A 17,693-nucleotide genomic window follows, 5' to 3' on the forward strand; every position below is an offset into this window, starting at 1 on the left:
GGGTGTTCTCGTTCGGCTTCGCGTGTGATGCGAGGTGCCGGGTTCTCAGCCGGCTTTGATTTCGCGGAGGGCGTCCCCCTCTCCGTCGCGGCTTCGCCGCGCCACCTCTCCCCCGCATTGCGGGGGCGAGGAACTGGCGCCTAGCTGGACACTCCGCTTCGCCGTCAGCTCCCGCATCAGCCGCCTCTCGCGCACTTCGATGGAAAGCTGGGCGCTCGACGGGCAGAACTGGGCGTTGGCCATCTTGGCCTCGCCGCGAATGAAGCGCCGGATCGCGGCCTCGACGTCTTGAAGCTCGGCATCCTGCACGGCGGCCAGATAGCCGCGCAGCTGCATCTCGGCGTCAGCCAGCGCGGACTGCGGGAAGCAGGAAAACATCGCGGCTAGCGCCTTCGCCGCCTGCTGCAATTCGGCTGCAGTCATTGATCTCCTCGATGATTGCGTTGGCGGCATCGACATGGGTTTTGCGCCCACGCCATTTTTGTCCGGGCGCGGCCGGGCGATCCGAAACTGCTTTTCCATTCCTGTTCCGCGAAGCGGAGGAAGAAAACGCCGGGGCGTTTTCTTTTGATGGATCGATGGATTGTGGACTCTGGAAGTCTGGACTATGGGGCTTATCGCCCGCCTTATCCCCGGCCCTTGCCCGCCGCTTATCCGGGGGCGAAAAAGCCCTTTCCTTCGAAAGGCTTGGGTTGCCGCCCTTCAAGCCGTTCTTGCGCGCCGCGCGCGCCTTGCGGGCGTCGGCGATCATGCGTCGGGAATAGATGCGGCCGTGGCGATCGCGCGAGAAGACGCGGTTGCCTTCCAGTTCGGAAAGCAGCGCGCCAAGCTCCCCCTCCGCACAGCCGGCAAGGCGGGCAAGGGCCGTCTCCTCCAGCCCCTTGCCGGCGATCGCGACATAGCCGATGGGCTCGTGCGCGGCGGCAATGCACAGCATGCGCATCCAAAGGCCCTGCGCCGCGAGCGAGCACAGCCGCAGGTTCGGATCGGACTCCCAGTCCGACCAGAAGAATTTCGACCAGATCGTGCCGCTCATGGGGTGGGCTCGGTGGCGGGGCATTGGCGATTGGCCAATCTCCCCCCTTGTGGGGGAGATGTCCGGCAGGACAGAGGGGGGCGCTGTCCCGCCAGCCTATCGGCGTTTGGGATCCTTACCCCACCACAACAAACCATAGCGAAAGGCAGTTCTGAGACGTCGCGTTCCTTCGCGCCCCCCTCTGCCCTACCGGGCATCTCCCCCACAAGGGGGGAGATTGGCAGCTCCGGTCTCCCGCCCATCACATCCCCCTCCCGCGATGGCCGTGAAACCTGGCGTGGTGGTGCGCGCAGTAGGAGCGCGTGGCCGACGTCGGCAGGCCGCAGCAGAGCATGTCCGGTCCCGGGCGCGCGCCGAGCGGATCGGCTTCGGCATCCTCGCGCAGCGCCAGGTCGAGCGGCGCGCGGCAGCGGCCGAACAGGCAGTCGAGGAAGCGCATGGCCGCGACATGCGGCTGGCGGCCGGGGTTTACCGCAGGCGGCGGCGCGGGGAGCTTGTAGAGATGCGCTTCGGATTTCTGGCGCTCGCCAGGCGCAAGCCAGGCCGGCGGCAAGGCGCGCGCGGGCTTACGGGGTTTGGTTTTTTTGGGCTTGGGGGTGGCAGGGGCTTTGGCGATGTCCTTTTGCGTGGGGGTGTCACAAGCGGATAGGTCGGCGGGACAGCGCCCCCCTCTGCCCTGCCGGGCATCTCCCCCACTAGGGGGGAGATTGGCGGTTGCGACGCCGGCGCCTTCCACGAACTCGGCGAACCTGGAAAGCGCGGCCGGCTCGGAGAGCCCTCCAATCACCGTCCTGCCCCGCCTGCCTGGACGATCCGGCCGGGCATGTTTCCTCGGCCTGCCGCCGGCGCGGCCGCCCTTGGGGTTGGCGAAGCCGATGGCGCGCAGGCCGGCGTTGCGGTGGACGATGCCGATGATGGCGTTGCGCGAGACCGGGGCGCCGCGCAGCGCGCTGAAGCGGCCGGCGATGCGCGAGGCCGACAGCCCCTCCTTCAGCCAGGCGGCGATCTCGTCGATTTCCTTTTCGGTATAGGCGGCTGCCATCTTCTCATTCCGTCGATTGCTAGGGGCGTGGGCTTGGGAAGCGCCGGGCTGAAGCCCAAGCGCCAGGGTTCGGCCGCGAGGCCGTCGGTGGGGTTCGGAAAAGGGTCGGGATCAGGCGGGGCGTGCTGCCCCTTCCAGCTCGCGAAGCCTGGCTTCAGCCGCCGCCCGCGTCAGGCCCGACACCGCCCGGCCCGACGCGCGGTCGAACAGGATGACGGTGCCGTCCTCGGTGCGGATGCAGCTTATGCCCGGATTGGGGGCCGGAGCCGGGGGAGGAACGGCTCCGGCCGTTCCGGTGAACCGGGGTGCGGGCGGTTCGACCGGATCCGGGGCAAGCGCCCCGGAATGCGCCCGGACCGGGGAGGAAGACAGTCCGGACGATTGGAATTCCAATGGTGACGGCAGCGCGTTCATGCCGCCTCCCCTTGCATGACGGCCGCGCGTTGCATGGCCGCGCGGCCGGCCAGCCATTCGTAGCTGACGCCGGCAATGCCCAGCCGGCGGCTCGCCGCCACCACATGCGGCCAGTGCTGCGGCGCGATGCGGCCTCTGCGGCGCATCTGCCGCGCCGCCTCGTAGCCGCAGCCGACATCGGCGGCGAAAGCGCCGATGCTGCCCCAGCGGTCGATAAGCCCCGAGACGCTCGTGGGCAGTCCCTGGATGCCGGCGGCCAAAGCAGGAATCACTGGTAATGCGGAAATGCTTGCGGGATGCTCATTCATGCGCTAAGCGTACGTTATGTACGAATGATGCGCAAGCGAAATCGTACAATTTGGACGATAAATTTCAGGCATTTTGTACGATGATGGATTCCCGGCACAGATTGCAGCAGGCGCGCGCCCAGGCCGGCTATGCCTCGCCCAGCGATGCCGCGCGGGCGCTGCGCGACATCAACAAAAACACCCTCATCAGCCATGAGAACGGCAACCGGCCGCTGTCGCGGAAAGCCGCCGAGAAGTACGGCCGGCTGTTCGGCGTCGACCCCGGCTGGCTGCTGTTCAATGGCAGTTTGGGGGGCGACAGCGCCGAAGCGGCGCCGGTCAATCTCATGCCCTCGCCCGTCACCATAGACGTGCCGATCGTGTCGTGGATCAGCGCCGGTGAGCTCGGCAGCCAGGACAGCGTCGTCAACCTCTCCGACTATCCGACCATCCCCACCGCCGACCTCGAGGAAGGCGAATGGATCGCGCTGCGCGTCGACGGTCCGTCGATGAACAAGATCTCGCCGCCGGATTCGATCATCTTCGTCAATTTGCGCGACAAGCGGCTGGTGACCAATGGCTGCTATGTGATCTCGGACGAGACGGGACGGGCCACCTACAAACGCTATCGCCCGAATGACAACCCGCCGTTCCAGCCGGCTTCCTACCTGGATATCCCGCCGCCGGAACTGGAGGGCGCGATCACCATCATCGGCCGGGTGAGAAGGTCGATAATCGATATGTGAGGGTGGATCCCTCGGTGCGAGATCGACTTCGGCGGCCCGCTGCAATTTATGCTTGCATTTTAGAACAAAAACAGAACTATATAGGAATTGCCAGCCGCGGTCGCGGCATCTCCGGGGGGAGGATCAAACCATGTCTCGCCGTACCGGCGCGGTCTCGCGCATATTCGTCGCCGTGCTCTCACATGGGCTGGCGTTGGCGGGGGTGACGGTGCTTGGCGCGCTTGCCACGCCCGCCTTTGCCGGGGACTATGCCCTTTGCTTCGGCGACGAAAGCGGCGGTCAGGGCAGTGACCAAAAGGAAGCGAATGTCGACCAGGCCGCGGTCGATCAGCGCATCGCTGCCTGCACGGCGATTGCCGAAGACGATACGCAAGCGGAGCGCCAGCGGATCAAGGCCTATTTCTATCGGGGCTCCGCCCGGGACGACAAGGAGGATTGGGACGGCGCGATTGCCGATTACAACCAGGCGATCGCGCTCGATCCAAAGGCGACCTCGGCGCTGTTCAACCGCGGCACCGACTGGTCCAACAGGGGCGATTACGACCGCGCGATCGCGGACTTCAACATCGTCATCAGCCTCGAACCGTCCGCCAGCGACGCCTTTTCCAGCCGCGGCTCGGCCTTCCTTCGCAAGGGCAAGATCGACGCGGCCATGCTCGATTTCCAGCAGGCGATCGAGGCCGATCCGCAAAACGGTGACGCCCATACGGGCCTCGGCACCGCCTGGAGCAAGACGGGCGAACGCGACAAGGCGATTGCGGAATATGACAAGGCGATCCGCATCGATCCGGCCGATTTCATTGCGCTGGTCAATCGCGGCCTCGCCTACGCCGCCAAGGACGAGTTCGACCGCGCCATTGCCGATTACGACGCCGCGCTGGCCGTGGATCCCAGGAGCGCCGATGCCTATGCCAACCGCAGCGCCGCCTGGATCGGCAAGAGCGACTGGGCGCGCGCCATCGCCGATGCCAACAAGGCGATCGAGCTCGACGCCGGGAACGTCGATGGCTACTACGCGCGAGCGGTCGCCTGGGCGAGCAAGGACAACGACGATCGCGCCCTTGCCGATTTCGACAAGGTGATCGCGCTCGATGCAACCGATGCCAGGGCGTGGCTCGGCCGGTCGCTGATGCGATCACGCAAAGGAGACAGCGCCGGCGCGGCGGCCGACTGCCGCAAGGCCATCGCGCTCGATCCGAAGAAGATTGGCAGTTGCGATGCGGGGCCAGCCGACGCCGAGGTGCCTGTGGCGGAAACGGCGTCCAAGTCGGATCTTTCCTCTTTGACCAAGCAGTTGGAGGCCACCGGCAGGCAAGTTCGTTCAAAACTTGCTGCCGGGGAGATCAGACGAGGGCTGGAGCTGCAGCAACAGGGCGACCTTGCAGGGGCGATCAATTCCTTCAGCATGGCCATCGCAGAGGACCCCGACAACGCCGACGCTGTTTACGACAGGGCGGCGGCAGCGGCCGCAAACGGGGATGACACCCTTGCCGCGAGCGACTGCCGGCGCGCTGTCGAACTCGACCCGCAACGCGCCGGTGCGTGCGCCGCGCTCAAGGCCGGCCAGCAAACCGCTCCGGCCGCGACGACACAGGACCAGGCTGCCCAGGATCAGGCCGCCGCCAGGATACTGGTCGAACGCGCCGGCGCGCGCCTGGCGAAATACGGTGTCGAAGGCGCGCTGCTCGATTTCGACAGGGCAATCGGCCTCGATCCCAAGAATGCCGACGCCTATCTCGGCCGCAGCCGCGCCAGGACGCTCAAAGGCGACCAGGCCGGCGCGGCGGCCGATTGCCGGCGCGCCGTGGAGCTGGATCCCGCGCGATCGGGAAGCTGCGACGAGCAGGCTGCCGGCGATGAGGACAAAGCTGAACAGGCGCAGGACTTGGAGCAGTCGAAGGCGGCGGACGCCGTCGTCGCTCCGGCTGACACCGCGGCTTCGGCCGAGCCAGGTGCGAGTGACGATCTTTCGCCTGCCGATCCGAAGTTGGCGAAGCTTATCGACACCAGCGATCCCCGCGTCCTGGTCGCGGTGGCCAAGGGCGACAGCCTCTTGCACGAAGAAAACTATGACGAAGCGATCGAGGCCTATGAAGAGGCCATCGCGATCGACCGCGAGAGCCCGCTCGCCTATTTCGGTCGAGGCAAGGCTTTTGATGGCAAGAAGGATTTTGCCCGCGCCATCGCCGATTTCGACAAGGCCATCGCCATTATTCCCGACGGCGCCGCGCTCCTCACGCGCCGTGGTCTGGCCAAGGGCGCGGCGGGCGACGCGGACGGCGCGCTTGACGATTGCATCAAAGCTATCAGGCTCGACCCGAAAGCAAGCCGCGCCTTCTTCTGTACTGGAGCGGCCTGGTACGGCACCGGAGACCCGAAACGAGCGATCGAGGCCTTTTCATCGGCGATCGAGATCGATCCGAAAGACGCCGCCAGCTATTATGGCCGCGGCATGGCGCGGGTCGACGCCAAAAACTACGCCGATGCCATTGCCGACTTCGACCAGGCGGCCAAGCTAGACCCGCACAATCCAAACTACGCCGCCGCGCGCAAGGCGGCCACGGCCGCGCAGCAGAAAGGCGGCATGGGCGGTAATTCGATCATGCCATCCTCGAAGGAACTCGCGGCTTTCGTCGATCGCGGCTATGCGTTCTACCACAAGGGCAAATATGATCGTGCGATCGCCGAATTCAACAAGGCGATGGCGATCGATCCGCAAGATGCCTCGCCCTATGTCGGACGGGCCATCGCGCTTGTCGACAAAGGCAAGTACGACGCGGCGATCAAGGACTACAACAAGGTCATCGGGCTCTACCCCGACTATTCGGACGCTTACATCGGTCGCTCCGTCGCGTGGACCAAAAAGAACCAACCAGATCGCGCCATCGCCGATTTGAGCCGGGCGATCGAGCTCGACGCCAATGACGCGCAGGCCTATTTCGGGCGCGGCGGCGCCTTCGCCGCCAAGGGCGACTACGACCAGGCGATCGCCGATTTCGACCAGGCGCTGAAGCTCGATCCGAAGATGACGGTTGCCCGCGAAGGCCGCGAACTGGCACTGGCGGCGAAAGGCAAGGCCGCAGCCTCCCAACCAACCGGCCGGCTTCCGAACAAGGCAGCGGAAGACGCTATCGAAGCGGGCGATATCTGGCGCGGTCAAAACCAACTCGACCGCGCGCTTGAGCAGTACGGCATGGCGATCGCCGCCGACCCATCCAATGCCCGCGCCCATACCTTGCGCGGCTTCACCTATACGCTGAAGGGCGATTCCGACCGGGCGTTGGCCGACCACAACAAGGCAATAGAGCTCGATCCCAAGTCTACCGACAGCTATTTCAATCGTTCTCTCATCTGGCGACAGAGGGGCAAGATCGACCGCGCCATCGCGGATCTGACCACCATCATTTCGTTGCAACCGAACAATGTCGACGCTTATGTGCTGCGCAGTCGAGCCCTGTCTGTAAAACACGATTGCGAGGGCATCATCGCCGATTCGACAAAGGCGATCGGACTGAAGCCAACGAATGCCGAAGCATGGTTCAACCGCGGATTCTGCTGGAACAGGAAGAAGCAATACGACCGCGCCATCGCGGATTTCGATGAAACCTTGCGTCTCGATCCAAACTACACAAATGCCCGCAAGGAGCGCGACGATGCGGCTGCGGCGAAGGCTTCATACAAGTCAACGACTGCCGACGCCGCGGCGATGGACGACGCCACCAAGAGCGGCATAGCCCTGTACAACAAGGGTCAATACGATCTTGCAATCGCAAAATTCGACCATGCCATAGCGATCGATCCTCACAACGCTGAGGCTTTTGGGTATCGCGGTCTCGCGTGGGGACAGAAGGACAATTACGATCGAGCCATAACCGACTATGGCAGCGCGATCGCGATCGAGCCAAAAAACAGCAGCTATTATTCCGCTCGCGCTTTCGCCTGGACGGCCAAGAACGACCACAAACGTGCCATCGACGATTTCGGCAAGGCGATCGAGTTCGATTCCACCTATGCCTCGAACTTTCATGGTCGAGGCATCAGCCGAATGATCATCGGGGATTACGATGGCGCGATCGCAGACTATGGCAAGGCCATCGAACTCGATCCGAACGTTGCCAAGGTGCATGTCGATCGTGGAATTTTGTGGGTAGTCAAAGGCGACTTGAAGCAAGCCCAGGCCGACTTTGAGACGGCTATCCGAATCGACCGGAACAGCCCCGGCGGCTACTACGGCAGAGGCCTTCTGCGGGCGCGAGCGGGCGACCAGGACGGGGCAATCACCAGCTTCAATCAAGCCATCAAGCTTTACCCCAGATATGCAGATGCTTACACCGCCCGAAGCCTGGCTTGGGCAGCCAAGGGCGATTTGAAACGCGCCAAGGCCGACCGTAAGAAGGCGCTGACCCTCGGGGGAAATTGAACGGGGATCGGGAGGGCCGGCGAATGTCACCTTGGAAATGGTTGCAAGTGGTGGCGGTCATCCCCGTGAGCATCGTTGGGGCTGACGTGATGCCAACGACGTTCGGCGGCGGACATCACCACTATCAGTCTGTGGCGATGCCGCCCCGGGCGCTGGCCACCGCCGACATCGATGCCGAGATCCGGAAGCAGAATCTCGGGATCTTCGAGGCCATCGCCCGGGAATTTCCGGACGACTACGATGCGATGCTGCGTAAGATCACTGCCGCGGCCCAGGCTGGAAACCAAACAGAAGTGCGCAATATCAGCAGGCAGGCGGTCGCCGATCTCAGGCATAGATACGCGCCGCTCCTGCCCACGACCCCCGACAGCAATGCTTCGGAAGTGCTTTCGGCGCAACTCGACATGCTCAATCATGTCATGGCGCGCGAGACGCCGGCCACCTGCAACAATTACCTGCGCAACGGGCCGGACGCGATCAATGCACCCGGCCACGATTTCCTGGCTGACCTGGACAGGATCGGCGCCACGCTGTTCCGCGCCTACGGCGCCGCCAAAAGAAGCCGCCTGCCGGCGGCTGTGCCCAGCGATCAGGATTGGTCGCTGGTCGCCGACGTTTTCACAAAAATCGGCGGCACGCCGGCAGAGATGGAGGCTATCTCAAACGCCAACCAGGACTTTCCAGGCCTGTGTCCGGCCATGGCGAAATTCTATGAGGCCGCCCTGTTGCTGCAAGGCGAAGCTGGGTGGCACATCAAAACCGCGCTCCTTCGCGCCATCGTCGAGAATTAGGCTCCGCACCGGATTTCCCGCAAAGGCCAGCGCAAAGCCGCGTTCCTTCGGCGCTTGGCCCCTACTCCAGAAACTCGTTCGTAAAGTATGCGCCCAGATCCGGCTTGTCCTTCAGCGCCTTGCCGTTGCCGTCGAGCAATATCCCCGAGGCGAACAGATAGCCGCCCATAGCTTCCATCTTCGCCTTGTCCATGGTGCCGATGGCGCCGGCCGCACTTTTCAGGAAATGGCCGTCGTTGAGCGCCTTCAGCGATGCATCGATCAGCGCCGTGTTGGTGAGCGTGTCCTGGTTGGCGGCGACCAGCAGCTCGCCTGCCTCCTTCGCGTGGTCGACGGCGAAGGCATAGCCGGCCCGCGTCGCCTGGACGAAGGCGGCGGCGGCCTTTGGATTGGTGGCGAGGAAGGCGTTGCTGGAAACGATCAGCGTCGTGTGCTCGTCCGGCACGCCGTAATCGGCGTAGCGGAAGCTGCGCTGCTTGAGGCCTTTCAGCTCGGCCTCGACGCCTTCCCAGGTCGAGACTTCCAGCGTGAAATCGACCGCGCCATTGGCCAGCGCCTCGTAGGCCGAGGTGCCCAGCGTCACGGTGGAAAAATCGCCCTTGCCGCCGTCCTGGCGGATGATGGTCTGCAACAGCGCGTTCTCCCAGGCGCTGCCGAAGCCGCCATAGGTCAGGCCGTCGAGATTCTTCGGGCTTTTGATGGCGGCGCGGTCGGCGTTGAAGACGACGCGGCCGGTTTCCGACTGGACGACGGCATAGACGGCCTTCAGGTCGGCGCCGGCGCTCTTTTGCGTGAACAGGCCGAGCGAACCCGAAATGCCGAAATCGGCAACGCGGTTGGCCACCAGCGTGCCCGAGCCGGTGTCGCCATAAGGCAGGATTTCGACGTCCAGCCCCGCGTCGCGGTAAAAGCCTTTGTCGCCGGCAACGAACAGGCCGATGTGGTTGGTGTTGACGGTCCAGTCGAGCGCGACGGTGATTTTTTGCGCGGCGGCCCGGGCCTGCGTAACGGCCCCGGCAAATGGCAGGCTGGCGGCCAGGAACAGCGCCTGCCGGCGGGTGAAGTCGGTCATTTCATTTCTCCATCGGATGGTCGGGAATTGGGGTCGGCTGACCAAGCAGCGTGTCGAGGATGCCGGCCTCGATCGCGGCCGCCTCGCGGGCGAGCGCGGCGCTTTCGGTACGCGGGCGCGGCAGCGGCACCGCCACCTCACGCACCACGCGCGCGGGCCGCGCCGAAAGCACATAGATGCGGTCGGACAGAAGCACCGCCTCGCGCACGTCATGGGTGATCAGCAGCGCCGTCCAGCGGTGGCTTCGCCACATGCCTTCGAGCCAGCGCTGCATGGCCGCCCGGGTCAGCGCATCGAGCGCGCCGAACGGCTCGTCGAGCAAAAGCATGTCGCGCTGCTGCACCACGGTGCGCAGCAGCGCCGCGCGCTGGCGCATGCCGCCCGACAGCTCGGCCGGCCAGGCGCGCTCGAAGCCGGCAAGGCCGAATTCGGCGAACAAGGGCGCCACGCGCTCGCGCGCGGCCCGGCGCGTCATCCCCTGCACTTCAAGCCCCAGCGTGGCGTTGTCGATGACGCGCCGCCACGGCATCAGCGCGTCGCGCTGCGGCATGAAGGCGAAGCGGGCGCCATCGAGCGGCGCGCCGTCGAAACGCATCTCGCCCTCGCCCCGGATCGCGCCTGTGAGGAGCTGAAACAGCGTCGACTTGCCGGCGCCGGAGGGGCCGAGGATCGACACGAACTCGCCTGCGCCGACATCGAACGAAACGCCGCCAAGAACCTCGAGCGCGCCGAAGTTTTTGCGCACATCGCGAAGCTCGAGCCGGGTCATGGCCGGTGCCCGGAGGGTTCGGCCTTGCGGTCGGCCCTCTCCCAGGGCATGGCGAGGCGCTGCACCAGGACGGCGAGGCCGAACAATGCCAGCGTCAGCGCCGAGCTGACGGCAACGGCGGCAAGCACGAGGTCGGGCCGAAAGTTGTTCTTGGCGCTGAGCATGTAGATGCCCAGCCCCTTCGCGGCGCCCGCATATTCGGCGAAGATCGCGCCCACCACCGCATAGGTGATGGAGATGCGCAGTCCGGCGAAGAAATAGGGCATCGCCGACGGCAGCCGCGCCAGCCAGAATATGCGCGAGCGCCCTGCCCCCATGGCGGCAAGCATCTGGCTTATTTCGGCGCTTGTCGCGGCATAGCCTTCGACCAGCGCCACCATCTTCGGGAAGAAGGTGACCAGCGCGACCAGCAGGATCTTCGGCAAGAGGCCGAAGCCGAACCACAAGGCCACCAGCGGCGCGATCGCCACCAGCGGCAAGGTCTGGCTGGCGATCAGCAGCGGAAACAGCGCGCGGCGCAGCGGGGCCAGGAAGTCGACCAGCGCCGAAAGCACGAAGGCGGCGGCGAGCGAGCAGGCGAAGCCGGCAAGCGTGGCGCGGATGGTGGGAAGCGTGTTTTCGGCGAGTGCCGCGCGGTTCTCCCAGGCCTGCGCCAGCACGCGGGACGGCGCGGGGAGCACGGTGGGCGCAAGGCCGCCGAGACGGGCGTAGAGCTCCCAGGCGAGGAGCAGCAACGCAAACGCGAGGGCGGCGGGAGCGATTTTGGCGAAGGTCGCCGTGAGAGCCAATCTCCCCCCTTGTGGGGGAGATGTCCGGCAGGACAGAGGGGGGCGCGAAGGAACGCCTCCCTGCGAAACTTGCCCCATAGCATCCGACGAAGGCTGCGCTTGCGAACGCCTGACATGCCGGCGGGACAGCGCCCCCCTCTGCCTTGCCAGGCATCTCCCCCACAAGGGGGGAGATTGGCCTTCACCTCGGCTTTCGCCAATGGCCGAAGGCTGCGCTCCCTCTTCAGAGAGGCGGTCAGATATGGGGCCCTCTCCCCCATGCAATAGGTCATACCAAACAGCCACGATAACTCTCCTAGACAGCTCGAGCTTGCGCTCAAACCGCGGTCGGGCTGTTGGCCGAGATGGTGATGTCGAGGGTCACATGCCCCGCGCCGGATCCGAAGCGGCAGAAGGCTTCGTTGAGCGTGGCAAACACTGCGCCGGCGTCGCCGCGCAGCCTGGTGCAGAAGTTCTTGGAACGGTCGAACACGCCGGACTGTTTCAGGAAGTCGATGCAGCCATAGATCTCGTCCATGTGATCGCCCGTGCCCATCACATAGAGCGAGAATTGCGCCGCCACCGCCTGGTCGGTCGAGGGCGTCGACCGCACGGCGCCGAGCGCCGCGCGTTTGCGCTCGTCGAGCGGGACCGCCGGGCCGCCGATCTCGTCGGAACGGCAGATCGGGTCGTCCGGCTCGCCGGGGCAGCCGCGCGAGACGGCGGCCGACAGCACGCAATGCTTGCCGCTTTTGGCCGCCGCCACGAAGAGGTCGCGCATCGCCGGGAACAGCACTTCGGGCGGCCCGACCAGCAGCGTCGAGATGTCGTCGGTCTCGATCCTCAGCCTGTCGCGGTAAGGATCGAGCGCGCCCAACGCGCCGAGGATGACGCCGACGAAATCGTCGGCCATGGGATAAAGGGAAATCTGTGCGCCGGAAAACATGGCCCGCCTCGCTCCGCTGGTATTATCCAGATCAGCTTTAGGGTCCGGAGGCTTGCCGCCACCATCTCAGCCCCGACCGTACGGAGCACCCCTGTGGATGGGCGCGTTAAAGCACTGTTTGCCAGGTTGGGGAAGCGGTTTTTTGCGACGCCAATTGGGCCACGAGTTTCATCTCCCCTAGGGGAGATGCCGGTGGTTATAAGATTTTCACGAATTTCTTATAACGAACTTGCAATCGACTTGGCGGCGCGCAATTATAAGAAAATTTCAGGAATCTTATAACGCACAATAGCAGCGCCATGAAGACCATCGACCTCGCCTACCGCACCCTCTACGCCGAGTTGGTGCAGCGCAGCCTCGATGCTTCCTTCGAGACGGATTTCTCGACGGCGGGCAATTTCGTGCGCGTGCCGGTGAAGGGCCGCGACTACTGGTATTTCGAGGAAACCCGCCCCGAGAAAAAGAGGCGTTATGTCGGTCCGGCCGAGGATCCCGAGATCGCCAGTCGGGTTGCGGCCTTCAGGGAGATCAAGGGCGACCTCAAGAGCCGCCGCAAGCTGGTCTCCACGCTTGTCCGCGATGCCGGCCTGACCGCACCCGAGACCTTCACCGGCGATGTCGTCGAGGCGCTGGAAAAGGCGGGGCTCTTCCGGCTGCGCGCGGTGCTGGTGGGCACCGTCGCTTTCCAGACCTATGCCGGGCATCTCGGGGTGCGATTGCCGGGTGCCGCGCTGCAGACAGGCGATGCCGATTTCGCACAGTTCCATTCCGTTTCGGCCGAAGTGGAAGACAGCATGCCGCCGGTCATCGACGTGCTGAAGGCAGTCGATCCGACGTTTCGCGAAATCCCGCACCGGACCGATGCCGGCCGCGCGACGCAGTACGAGAACGCCTCGCGCTACCGGATCGAGTTCCTCACCCCCAACCGCGGCAGCGACGAGCATGCCGACCGCGCCAGCCTGATGCCTTCGCTCGGCGGCGCCTCGGCGCAGCCGCTGCGCTTCCTCGATTTCCTGATCCGCGACCCGGTGAGGACGGTGCTGCTGCATCGCTCCGGCGTGCCGGTGCTTGTCCCCTCGCCCGAACGCTTCGCCGTTCACAAGCTGATCGTGGCGACCCGCCGCGAGCGAGGCGCGGCGGCGAAGCGGGAGAAGGACCTGCATCAGGCGGGCCTGCTGGTCGAGGCGCTGGATACGACGCGCCGACAGGATGACCTTGCACTGGCTTTCGCGGAAGCGTGGGAGCGCGGCGACGCCTGGCGGGACGCATTGCGGAAGGGCTTGAGCCTGCTGAAGCCGGACAGGCATGAGATGGTCCAGTCGATCTTGGGGCGAGCGCTTGGCGAAATCGGCGTGCAGCTCGAAGGCTTTCCGATGCGGATTGCCTGATCTCAACCTCAAGACGAAGCATATCGTTCAAATTGTACGAACCGCGCTTGACCTGACTTCGTACATAAAGTACGATGCTTTCTTTGAGGGAATCTGCTTGAACACCGCGAACCATGCCGCTTTTGCCGACCTCTCCCGCCCTTTGCTGTCACCGCTGCCGCTCACCGAGCGCGAGCGCCTCGCCGGCGCCTGGCGCATGGCCAGCCAGGACATCGCCGACGATATCCGCTTCATCCGGCAGTATCTGAAGGTGATCGCCGAGAAGGACGAACGGCTGTCGACCGGCGCGCTTGTGCACGGCCGCGCCTATGTGGAGGCCTGCGCCGCCTGGCTGCCGGAGACGATGGCGCGGTATCTGCGAAACCTCAGGCTGATCAGCGAGTGCGAAAGCGCGATGATCGCGGCGGGGGTGAGGTTCGCCAAGTCGAGCGATGCCTGGTGAGGGCTTCCCTTTTCCCGTGCGGGGACCGAAGAAGCCCGCGCCGCAGACCCCTCAACCGGCCGGTTGCAACCCTCGGCTCATCGCCCCGGCAAATGCATCGTTTCACACAATCGCCAATTGGTGGACGCGGGTGAGCGGCCGGGCGTTAATTCCTGTCGGGTGAAGGAGGAATAGACGCATACCAGGGAGGAACACGTTTGATGCAACTGCAAATCGACATCGGCGCACTGCCCGAGGACCAGCCCTACGAAGTCACTTCATTTGCCAGAAAGCACGGACTGACGGTTCCTGTCGCGGATGCGGTGCTTTTCGCCAAGGGCCCGTCGCCCTCGCGGGCCGCCTGCGATACCGCGGCGCTTGCCCTTCTCTGCGCGGTCGCGCAATACGCCAGCAAGCAGGGAGGGCGCTAGCGATCGGCGGCGCCTTCCCTCTTCTTCCTCTTCCTACCAGCTGAACTGTAGCCCCGCATTGCCGCCGACCTGGCTGCCGGCGAAGGCGATGCCGAGCGTGCCGGTCAGGCGGCCGCCATGGAAGCCTTCGCTCAGCACGGCGGCGCCGGTGATGCCGAAGGCATTGGCGTCGCCGGCATTGCCCCAGTTGACGCGCAGGCCGAAATGCTCGCCCTGCGCGAGATCGGGCGCGGCGAGCGCGGCCGAGATCGAGGCGTTCTCGAAGGCGCGGGTGATGCGATTGTCGATGTCGTCGACATGGGCGGCCAATGCCGTCTTGCCGGTGACCGTCGTGGTGCCGCCCTCACCATCATCGACCGTTTGCTTCGTCTCGCCAGTCTGGGCGTTGATGCAGGTTTCGGTGCCCGGGCTGTAATAGTAATTGATGCCATAGGCTTGACAGTACCTGAGATAGTCGACCGCAGCCTCGGATGGCGACGCAAGGAGCGTTGCCGCGCCGAGCATTGCCGGCGCAAGAAGATATCTGAACATGATGCCCCCGGCCGCTCTTACCAGGTCAACTGCAGGCCGGCATTGCCGCCGACCGTCTTGCCGGAGAAAGCAACGGCCGCGGCGCCGGCCAACCGACCGTTGCCGCCAGGCATGAACCCCTCGCCCAACACCGCCGCTCCGGTGATGCCCATGGCGTTGGACTGACCGGCATTGCCCCAATTGACGCGGACGCCGAAATGCTCGCCCTTGTTCAGATCCGGGCTGGCCAGCGACGACGCTACCGAGGCACCCTCGAAGGCACGCTGGATGCGGTGATCTATGTCCTCGACCTTGCTTGCCAGCGCGGTCTTACCGACGACCGTGCCGCCGTCGGTTTCGCGACGCGTCTCACCCGTCTGGGTATTGATGCAGGTTTCGGTACCTGGGCTGTAATAGTAGTTGGTGCCGTACTGATCGCAGACGCGCACATATTCGACCGGATGCGGTTCGTCAGCCAAGGCCGGCATGGCCCAGCCGCCTGTTCCGGCCAGAAACGCAAACGAAATTAGACGGTTGATGCCCCGCATACCTAGTCCCCAAGTTGAAAGCCCGGCGGAAAAACGCATGGCAAAGCGCGGCGAGTCAAGCGGCCGGTCCGACCAAAGTCCGACTTTTATTGGGTATATTGAAGGGACACACTCAGTGTTGCCGGGATGACACAGAGATAGTTCGGGATAGTCAGTAAACCTCTCTCGTTGCCAAGTCTATACATTAACAATTTCTAATATAAATGATCGCTATCTATTGCAAATCGGCGACGCTTCTCAGGATCGTCGAAGGGCCCGACATGGCCGCGCCCTCACCTTCCGGCGGATCGAAAGAGGCTTGGCGGCAAACGACCGCCCAAACGGCTCAGGCCTTGGCTTTCGGTTTGGCAGCCTTTGCCTTGGCGGGGGCCTTGGCGGGCTTTTCCGCCTTGGCGGCTTTCGGCTTCTCGACCTTGGCGACAGCCGCCTTCTTCGGAGCTTTCTTCGGCTTGCCTGCCGCGTCGATCTCGGCGGTCGCCTGGTTCCAGTGCTCTTCGTGAGCACCTTCGGGCCGGCCGGCCTGCTCCCAGATCTCGTGCGCGCGTTGGCGAATGCGTTCGTGCCTGTCGTCCGTCACTGTCGCCTCCTAAGGTTGGGACGGGTTCCCCGGCGCGAACACTAGCGGAATTTTGACGCGGCGTCTTCGGTATCACGCATATTCGACCGACTTAGGCGGCAAATTCGCTCAGTGGCCGTCGGTGACGACCGCGATGCCGAGATGCGCTGCCTTCTTTGTGATCAATCCGGCCAAATCCGCGTCAGAGCGGTCGGTCCCGGTGCGCTTCCGCAGCAGCGAAATTGCCTCCTGCATGGACAGTAGGCCCGTCCTGTGCTCGGCTAGCAGCTTGTCGACCATGGCGGCGATACTGGGTGATTCGACGTGTGGATGATGCATGGCAACGACTCCTTCCGCTTCGTTGCCTCCCAAACCGGCGGCTATTTTAGGCGCTTTCCCTTGATGCGAGAAGAGCCCGATCCTCCCGATGCTTCGGCGGGAGGATCGGGCTCTTCAGGGGCCGTATGTTACTGGATCACCTGGACAACGCGGCGCGTGCCGGGATCGATCAACACCGTGTGGTCGTTGACCACGGCATAGCGATATTGCACGTCCGGCACCTCCTGCAGCTCAACCGTATCAGGCACGGTCGAGCCGACGCCGAGCTCGAGGCCGAGCACGTTGACAGAGGCGATCGGATGCTTGTGGACATATTCCTTGACCACGGTCTGCTGCTCGGGGGTGACGATCACCTCGTCCGCGGCCGCGATGCCGATGCCGGCCATCAGAGCCAGGCCGGCGACAGCTGGAATGAGGGTGGTTTTCATGTTTCTCTCCTGTTGGATTTACGACGATCCCTTCGGATCGCGTATTGGTTCACGACGATCCTCCGGATCGCGTATTGCGAGCTCCGCCCTGCCACCGCCCGGGGCGGAAACATCGGCAAGTCGAATAGTTGAGCTCCCGGGGCAAACGCCCCCGGCGAGGTGTTGTTCCGTCAGCGACGACTAATTTGAGGTGGCGGAACCTTCGCATCGGCTCTGCATTGGAAGGCATTGAAACTCCCCAAGACTTTGAAATCCAAAGGGCGCCGCAGTCATGCAAGAAGGTTACATCAGAAGCGACATCCAACTTCGCGCCCCCATCGCGATCGCCGTCGGCGCCGGCTTCAAGCGCGAGATCGCCTCGCTCACCGGGATGCAGAATTTTCTCAAGGAATGGCCGGCGGCTTCGCGGGGCGAAAGCCACGCAAGGGCGCTGCGCGCCTGCGAGGCGGCGCGGGCCGGCGAGATCGATCTCGACAAGGCGCGCCAGGCGTTCCTGATCTTCGCGAGGAAGGCGGGGATCGAGTGGACCGGGGCCGATCCGGTCGCGGTGCTGCGCGAGGCCAAGATCAGGCGCAACCGGGCACGCGAGAGCCGGGCGCTGCAGCGGCCGGCGCACTGACAGAGCCGGTGCGCATTGGGGCCGCTGCGCGTTGGGCTTGCCCTGCAGGTTTCAGGAGCTGGCCGACGAGATCCAAGTGGAGCCGTCTTGCGTCCGTTTGCCCTGCGGACCGCCGCCGGGGCTGACGGTCGACTGGATCGATGGGGCTCTTCGGCTGGTGGCC

The 17,693-nt window shown here is 64.6% G+C and carries 21 protein-coding genes and 1 riboswitch; of the genes, 7 read left to right on the plus strand and 14 right to left on the minus strand.

The genetic code is table 11. The features are described from left to right. Positions 1-45: 45 nt before the first annotated feature. The 5 genes from EJ072_RS35410 to EJ072_RS35430 all read right to left on the minus strand — a co-directional run bounded on the left by EJ072_RS35410 (position 46) and on the right by EJ072_RS35430 (position 2,800). On the minus strand, positions 46-423 hold the full coding sequence (locus EJ072_RS35410) for a hypothetical protein (protein ID WP_126083381.1): 378 nt from the start codon (positions 421-423) through the stop codon (positions 46-48). Continuing rightward, on the minus strand, positions 344-1,036 hold the full coding sequence (locus EJ072_RS35415; RefSeq protein ID WP_126083382.1) for a hypothetical protein: 693 nt from the start codon (positions 1,034-1,036) through the stop codon (positions 344-346). Before EJ072_RS35415 ends, EJ072_RS35410 begins: the two co-directional genes overlap by 80 nt. Before the next feature lie 241 nt (positions 1,037-1,277). After that, entirely contained in the window at positions 1,278-2,078 is an 801-nt protein-coding gene (locus EJ072_RS35420) for a GcrA cell cycle regulator (protein ID WP_126083383.1), read from the minus strand. A gap of 111 nt (positions 2,079-2,189) precedes the next feature. Next, complete coding sequence (locus EJ072_RS35425; RefSeq protein WP_126083384.1) at positions 2,190-2,492, minus strand: hypothetical protein; 303 nt, start codon at positions 2,490-2,492, stop codon at positions 2,190-2,192. After that, positions 2,489-2,800 carry a hypothetical protein gene (locus tag EJ072_RS35430; RefSeq protein WP_245467121.1) on the minus strand — a complete coding sequence of 104 codons (312 nt, stop codon included), beginning with the start codon at positions 2,798-2,800 and terminating at the stop codon, positions 2,489-2,491. Before EJ072_RS35430 ends, EJ072_RS35425 begins: the two co-directional genes overlap by 4 nt. 80 nt (positions 2,801-2,880) lie before the next feature. Here EJ072_RS35430 and EJ072_RS35435 point away from each other — a divergent pair, with 80 nt between their 5' ends. The 3 genes from EJ072_RS35435 to EJ072_RS35445 are packed head-to-tail and all read left to right on the plus strand — an operon-like array spanning position 2,881 to position 8,736. Next, a complete protein-coding gene (locus EJ072_RS35435; protein WP_126083385.1) occupies positions 2,881-3,525 on the plus strand; it encodes a S24 family peptidase in 645 nt (214 codons plus the stop codon). A gap of 52 nt (positions 3,526-3,577) precedes the next feature. Beyond that, a complete protein-coding gene (locus EJ072_RS35440) occupies positions 3,578-7,945 on the plus strand; it encodes a tetratricopeptide repeat protein (protein WP_126083386.1) in 4,368 nt (1,455 codons plus the stop codon). 23 nt (positions 7,946-7,968) lie between these two features. Then, positions 7,969-8,736, plus strand: coding sequence for a hypothetical protein (locus tag EJ072_RS35445; protein ID WP_126083387.1), 768 nt, complete (start codon positions 7,969-7,971; stop codon positions 8,734-8,736). Between the two features lie 61 nt (positions 8,737-8,797). On the opposite strand, the gene EJ072_RS35450 is transcribed toward EJ072_RS35445, so the two are convergent. From EJ072_RS35450 to EJ072_RS35465, 4 genes are all read right to left on the minus strand, one after another. After that, positions 8,798-9,808: an ABC transporter substrate-binding protein gene (locus EJ072_RS35450; RefSeq protein WP_126083388.1), complete on the minus strand. Its 1,011-nt coding sequence runs from the start codon at positions 9,806-9,808 to the stop codon at positions 8,798-8,800. A 1-nt stretch (position 9,809) separates the two neighbouring features. After that, positions 9,810-10,577: an ABC transporter ATP-binding protein gene (locus EJ072_RS35455; protein ID WP_126083389.1), complete on the minus strand. Its 768-nt coding sequence runs from the start codon at positions 10,575-10,577 to the stop codon at positions 9,810-9,812. Next, positions 10,574-11,443, minus strand: a complete 870-nt coding sequence (locus EJ072_RS35460; RefSeq protein WP_126083390.1) for an ABC transporter permease — start codon at positions 11,441-11,443, stop codon at positions 10,574-10,576. The genes EJ072_RS35455 and EJ072_RS35460 overlap by 4 nt, the downstream gene beginning before the upstream one ends. 238 nt (positions 11,444-11,681) lie before the next feature. Beyond that, a complete protein-coding gene (locus EJ072_RS35465; RefSeq protein WP_126083391.1) occupies positions 11,682-12,290 on the minus strand; it encodes a YkoF family thiamine/hydroxymethylpyrimidine-binding protein in 609 nt (202 codons plus the stop codon). Continuing rightward, positions 12,281-12,393: riboswitch (TPP riboswitch) on the minus strand. It overlaps the preceding gene by 10 nt. Positions 12,394-12,589: 196 nt before the next feature. Here EJ072_RS35465 and EJ072_RS35470 point away from each other — a divergent pair. The 3 genes from EJ072_RS35470 to EJ072_RS35480 all read left to right on the plus strand — a co-directional run bounded on the left by EJ072_RS35470 (position 12,590) and on the right by EJ072_RS35480 (position 14,530). Further along, positions 12,590-13,678, plus strand: a complete 1,089-nt coding sequence (locus tag EJ072_RS35470) for a GSU2403 family nucleotidyltransferase fold protein (RefSeq protein WP_126083392.1) — start codon at positions 12,590-12,592, stop codon at positions 13,676-13,678. A gap of 97 nt (positions 13,679-13,775) precedes the next feature. Next, positions 13,776-14,120 (plus strand): hypothetical protein, encoded by a 345-nt coding sequence (locus EJ072_RS35475; protein WP_126083393.1) that lies wholly within the window; start codon positions 13,776-13,778, stop codon positions 14,118-14,120. 200 nt (positions 14,121-14,320) lie between these two features. After that, complete coding sequence (locus tag EJ072_RS35480; protein ID WP_126083394.1) at positions 14,321-14,530, plus strand: hypothetical protein; 210 nt, start codon at positions 14,321-14,323, stop codon at positions 14,528-14,530. Between the two features lie 33 nt (positions 14,531-14,563). Here the strand turns inward: EJ072_RS35480 and EJ072_RS35485 are convergent, their stop codons facing one another. The 5 genes from EJ072_RS35485 to EJ072_RS35505 all read right to left on the minus strand — a co-directional run bounded on the left by EJ072_RS35485 (position 14,564) and on the right by EJ072_RS35505 (position 16,911). Then, the gene (locus EJ072_RS35485; protein ID WP_126083395.1) at positions 14,564-15,061 is read right to left on the minus strand and encodes a porin; all 498 of its coding nucleotides are present in this window, start codon (positions 15,059-15,061) and stop codon (positions 14,564-14,566) included. Positions 15,062-15,078: 17 nt separating this feature from the next. Next, positions 15,079-15,528, minus strand: a complete 450-nt coding sequence (locus tag EJ072_RS35490) for a porin (protein WP_245467122.1) — start codon at positions 15,526-15,528, stop codon at positions 15,079-15,081. Between the two features lie 385 nt (positions 15,529-15,913). Next, positions 15,914-16,165, minus strand: coding sequence for a DUF2934 domain-containing protein (locus tag EJ072_RS35495; protein WP_126083397.1), 252 nt, complete (start codon positions 16,163-16,165; stop codon positions 15,914-15,916). 108 nt (positions 16,166-16,273) lie between these two features. Further along, positions 16,274-16,483 carry a hypothetical protein gene (locus tag EJ072_RS35500; RefSeq protein WP_126083398.1) on the minus strand — a complete coding sequence of 70 codons (210 nt, stop codon included), beginning with the start codon at positions 16,481-16,483 and terminating at the stop codon, positions 16,274-16,276. A gap of 128 nt (positions 16,484-16,611) precedes the next feature. Further along, entirely contained in the window at positions 16,612-16,911 is a 300-nt protein-coding gene (locus tag EJ072_RS35505; RefSeq protein WP_126083399.1) for a DUF1236 domain-containing protein, read from the minus strand. 271 nt (positions 16,912-17,182) lie between these two features. Here EJ072_RS35505 and EJ072_RS35510 point away from each other — a divergent pair, with 271 nt between their 5' ends. Continuing rightward, positions 17,183-17,530 carry a DUF982 domain-containing protein gene (locus EJ072_RS35510; protein WP_126083400.1) on the plus strand — a complete coding sequence of 116 codons (348 nt, stop codon included), beginning with the start codon at positions 17,183-17,185 and terminating at the stop codon, positions 17,528-17,530. Positions 17,531-17,693: the final 163 nt, after the last annotated feature.

The sequence above is a fragment of the Mesorhizobium sp. M2A.F.Ca.ET.046.03.2.1 genome (genome assembly GCF_003952425.1).
GTDB lineage: Bacteria > Pseudomonadota > Alphaproteobacteria > Rhizobiales > Rhizobiaceae > Mesorhizobium.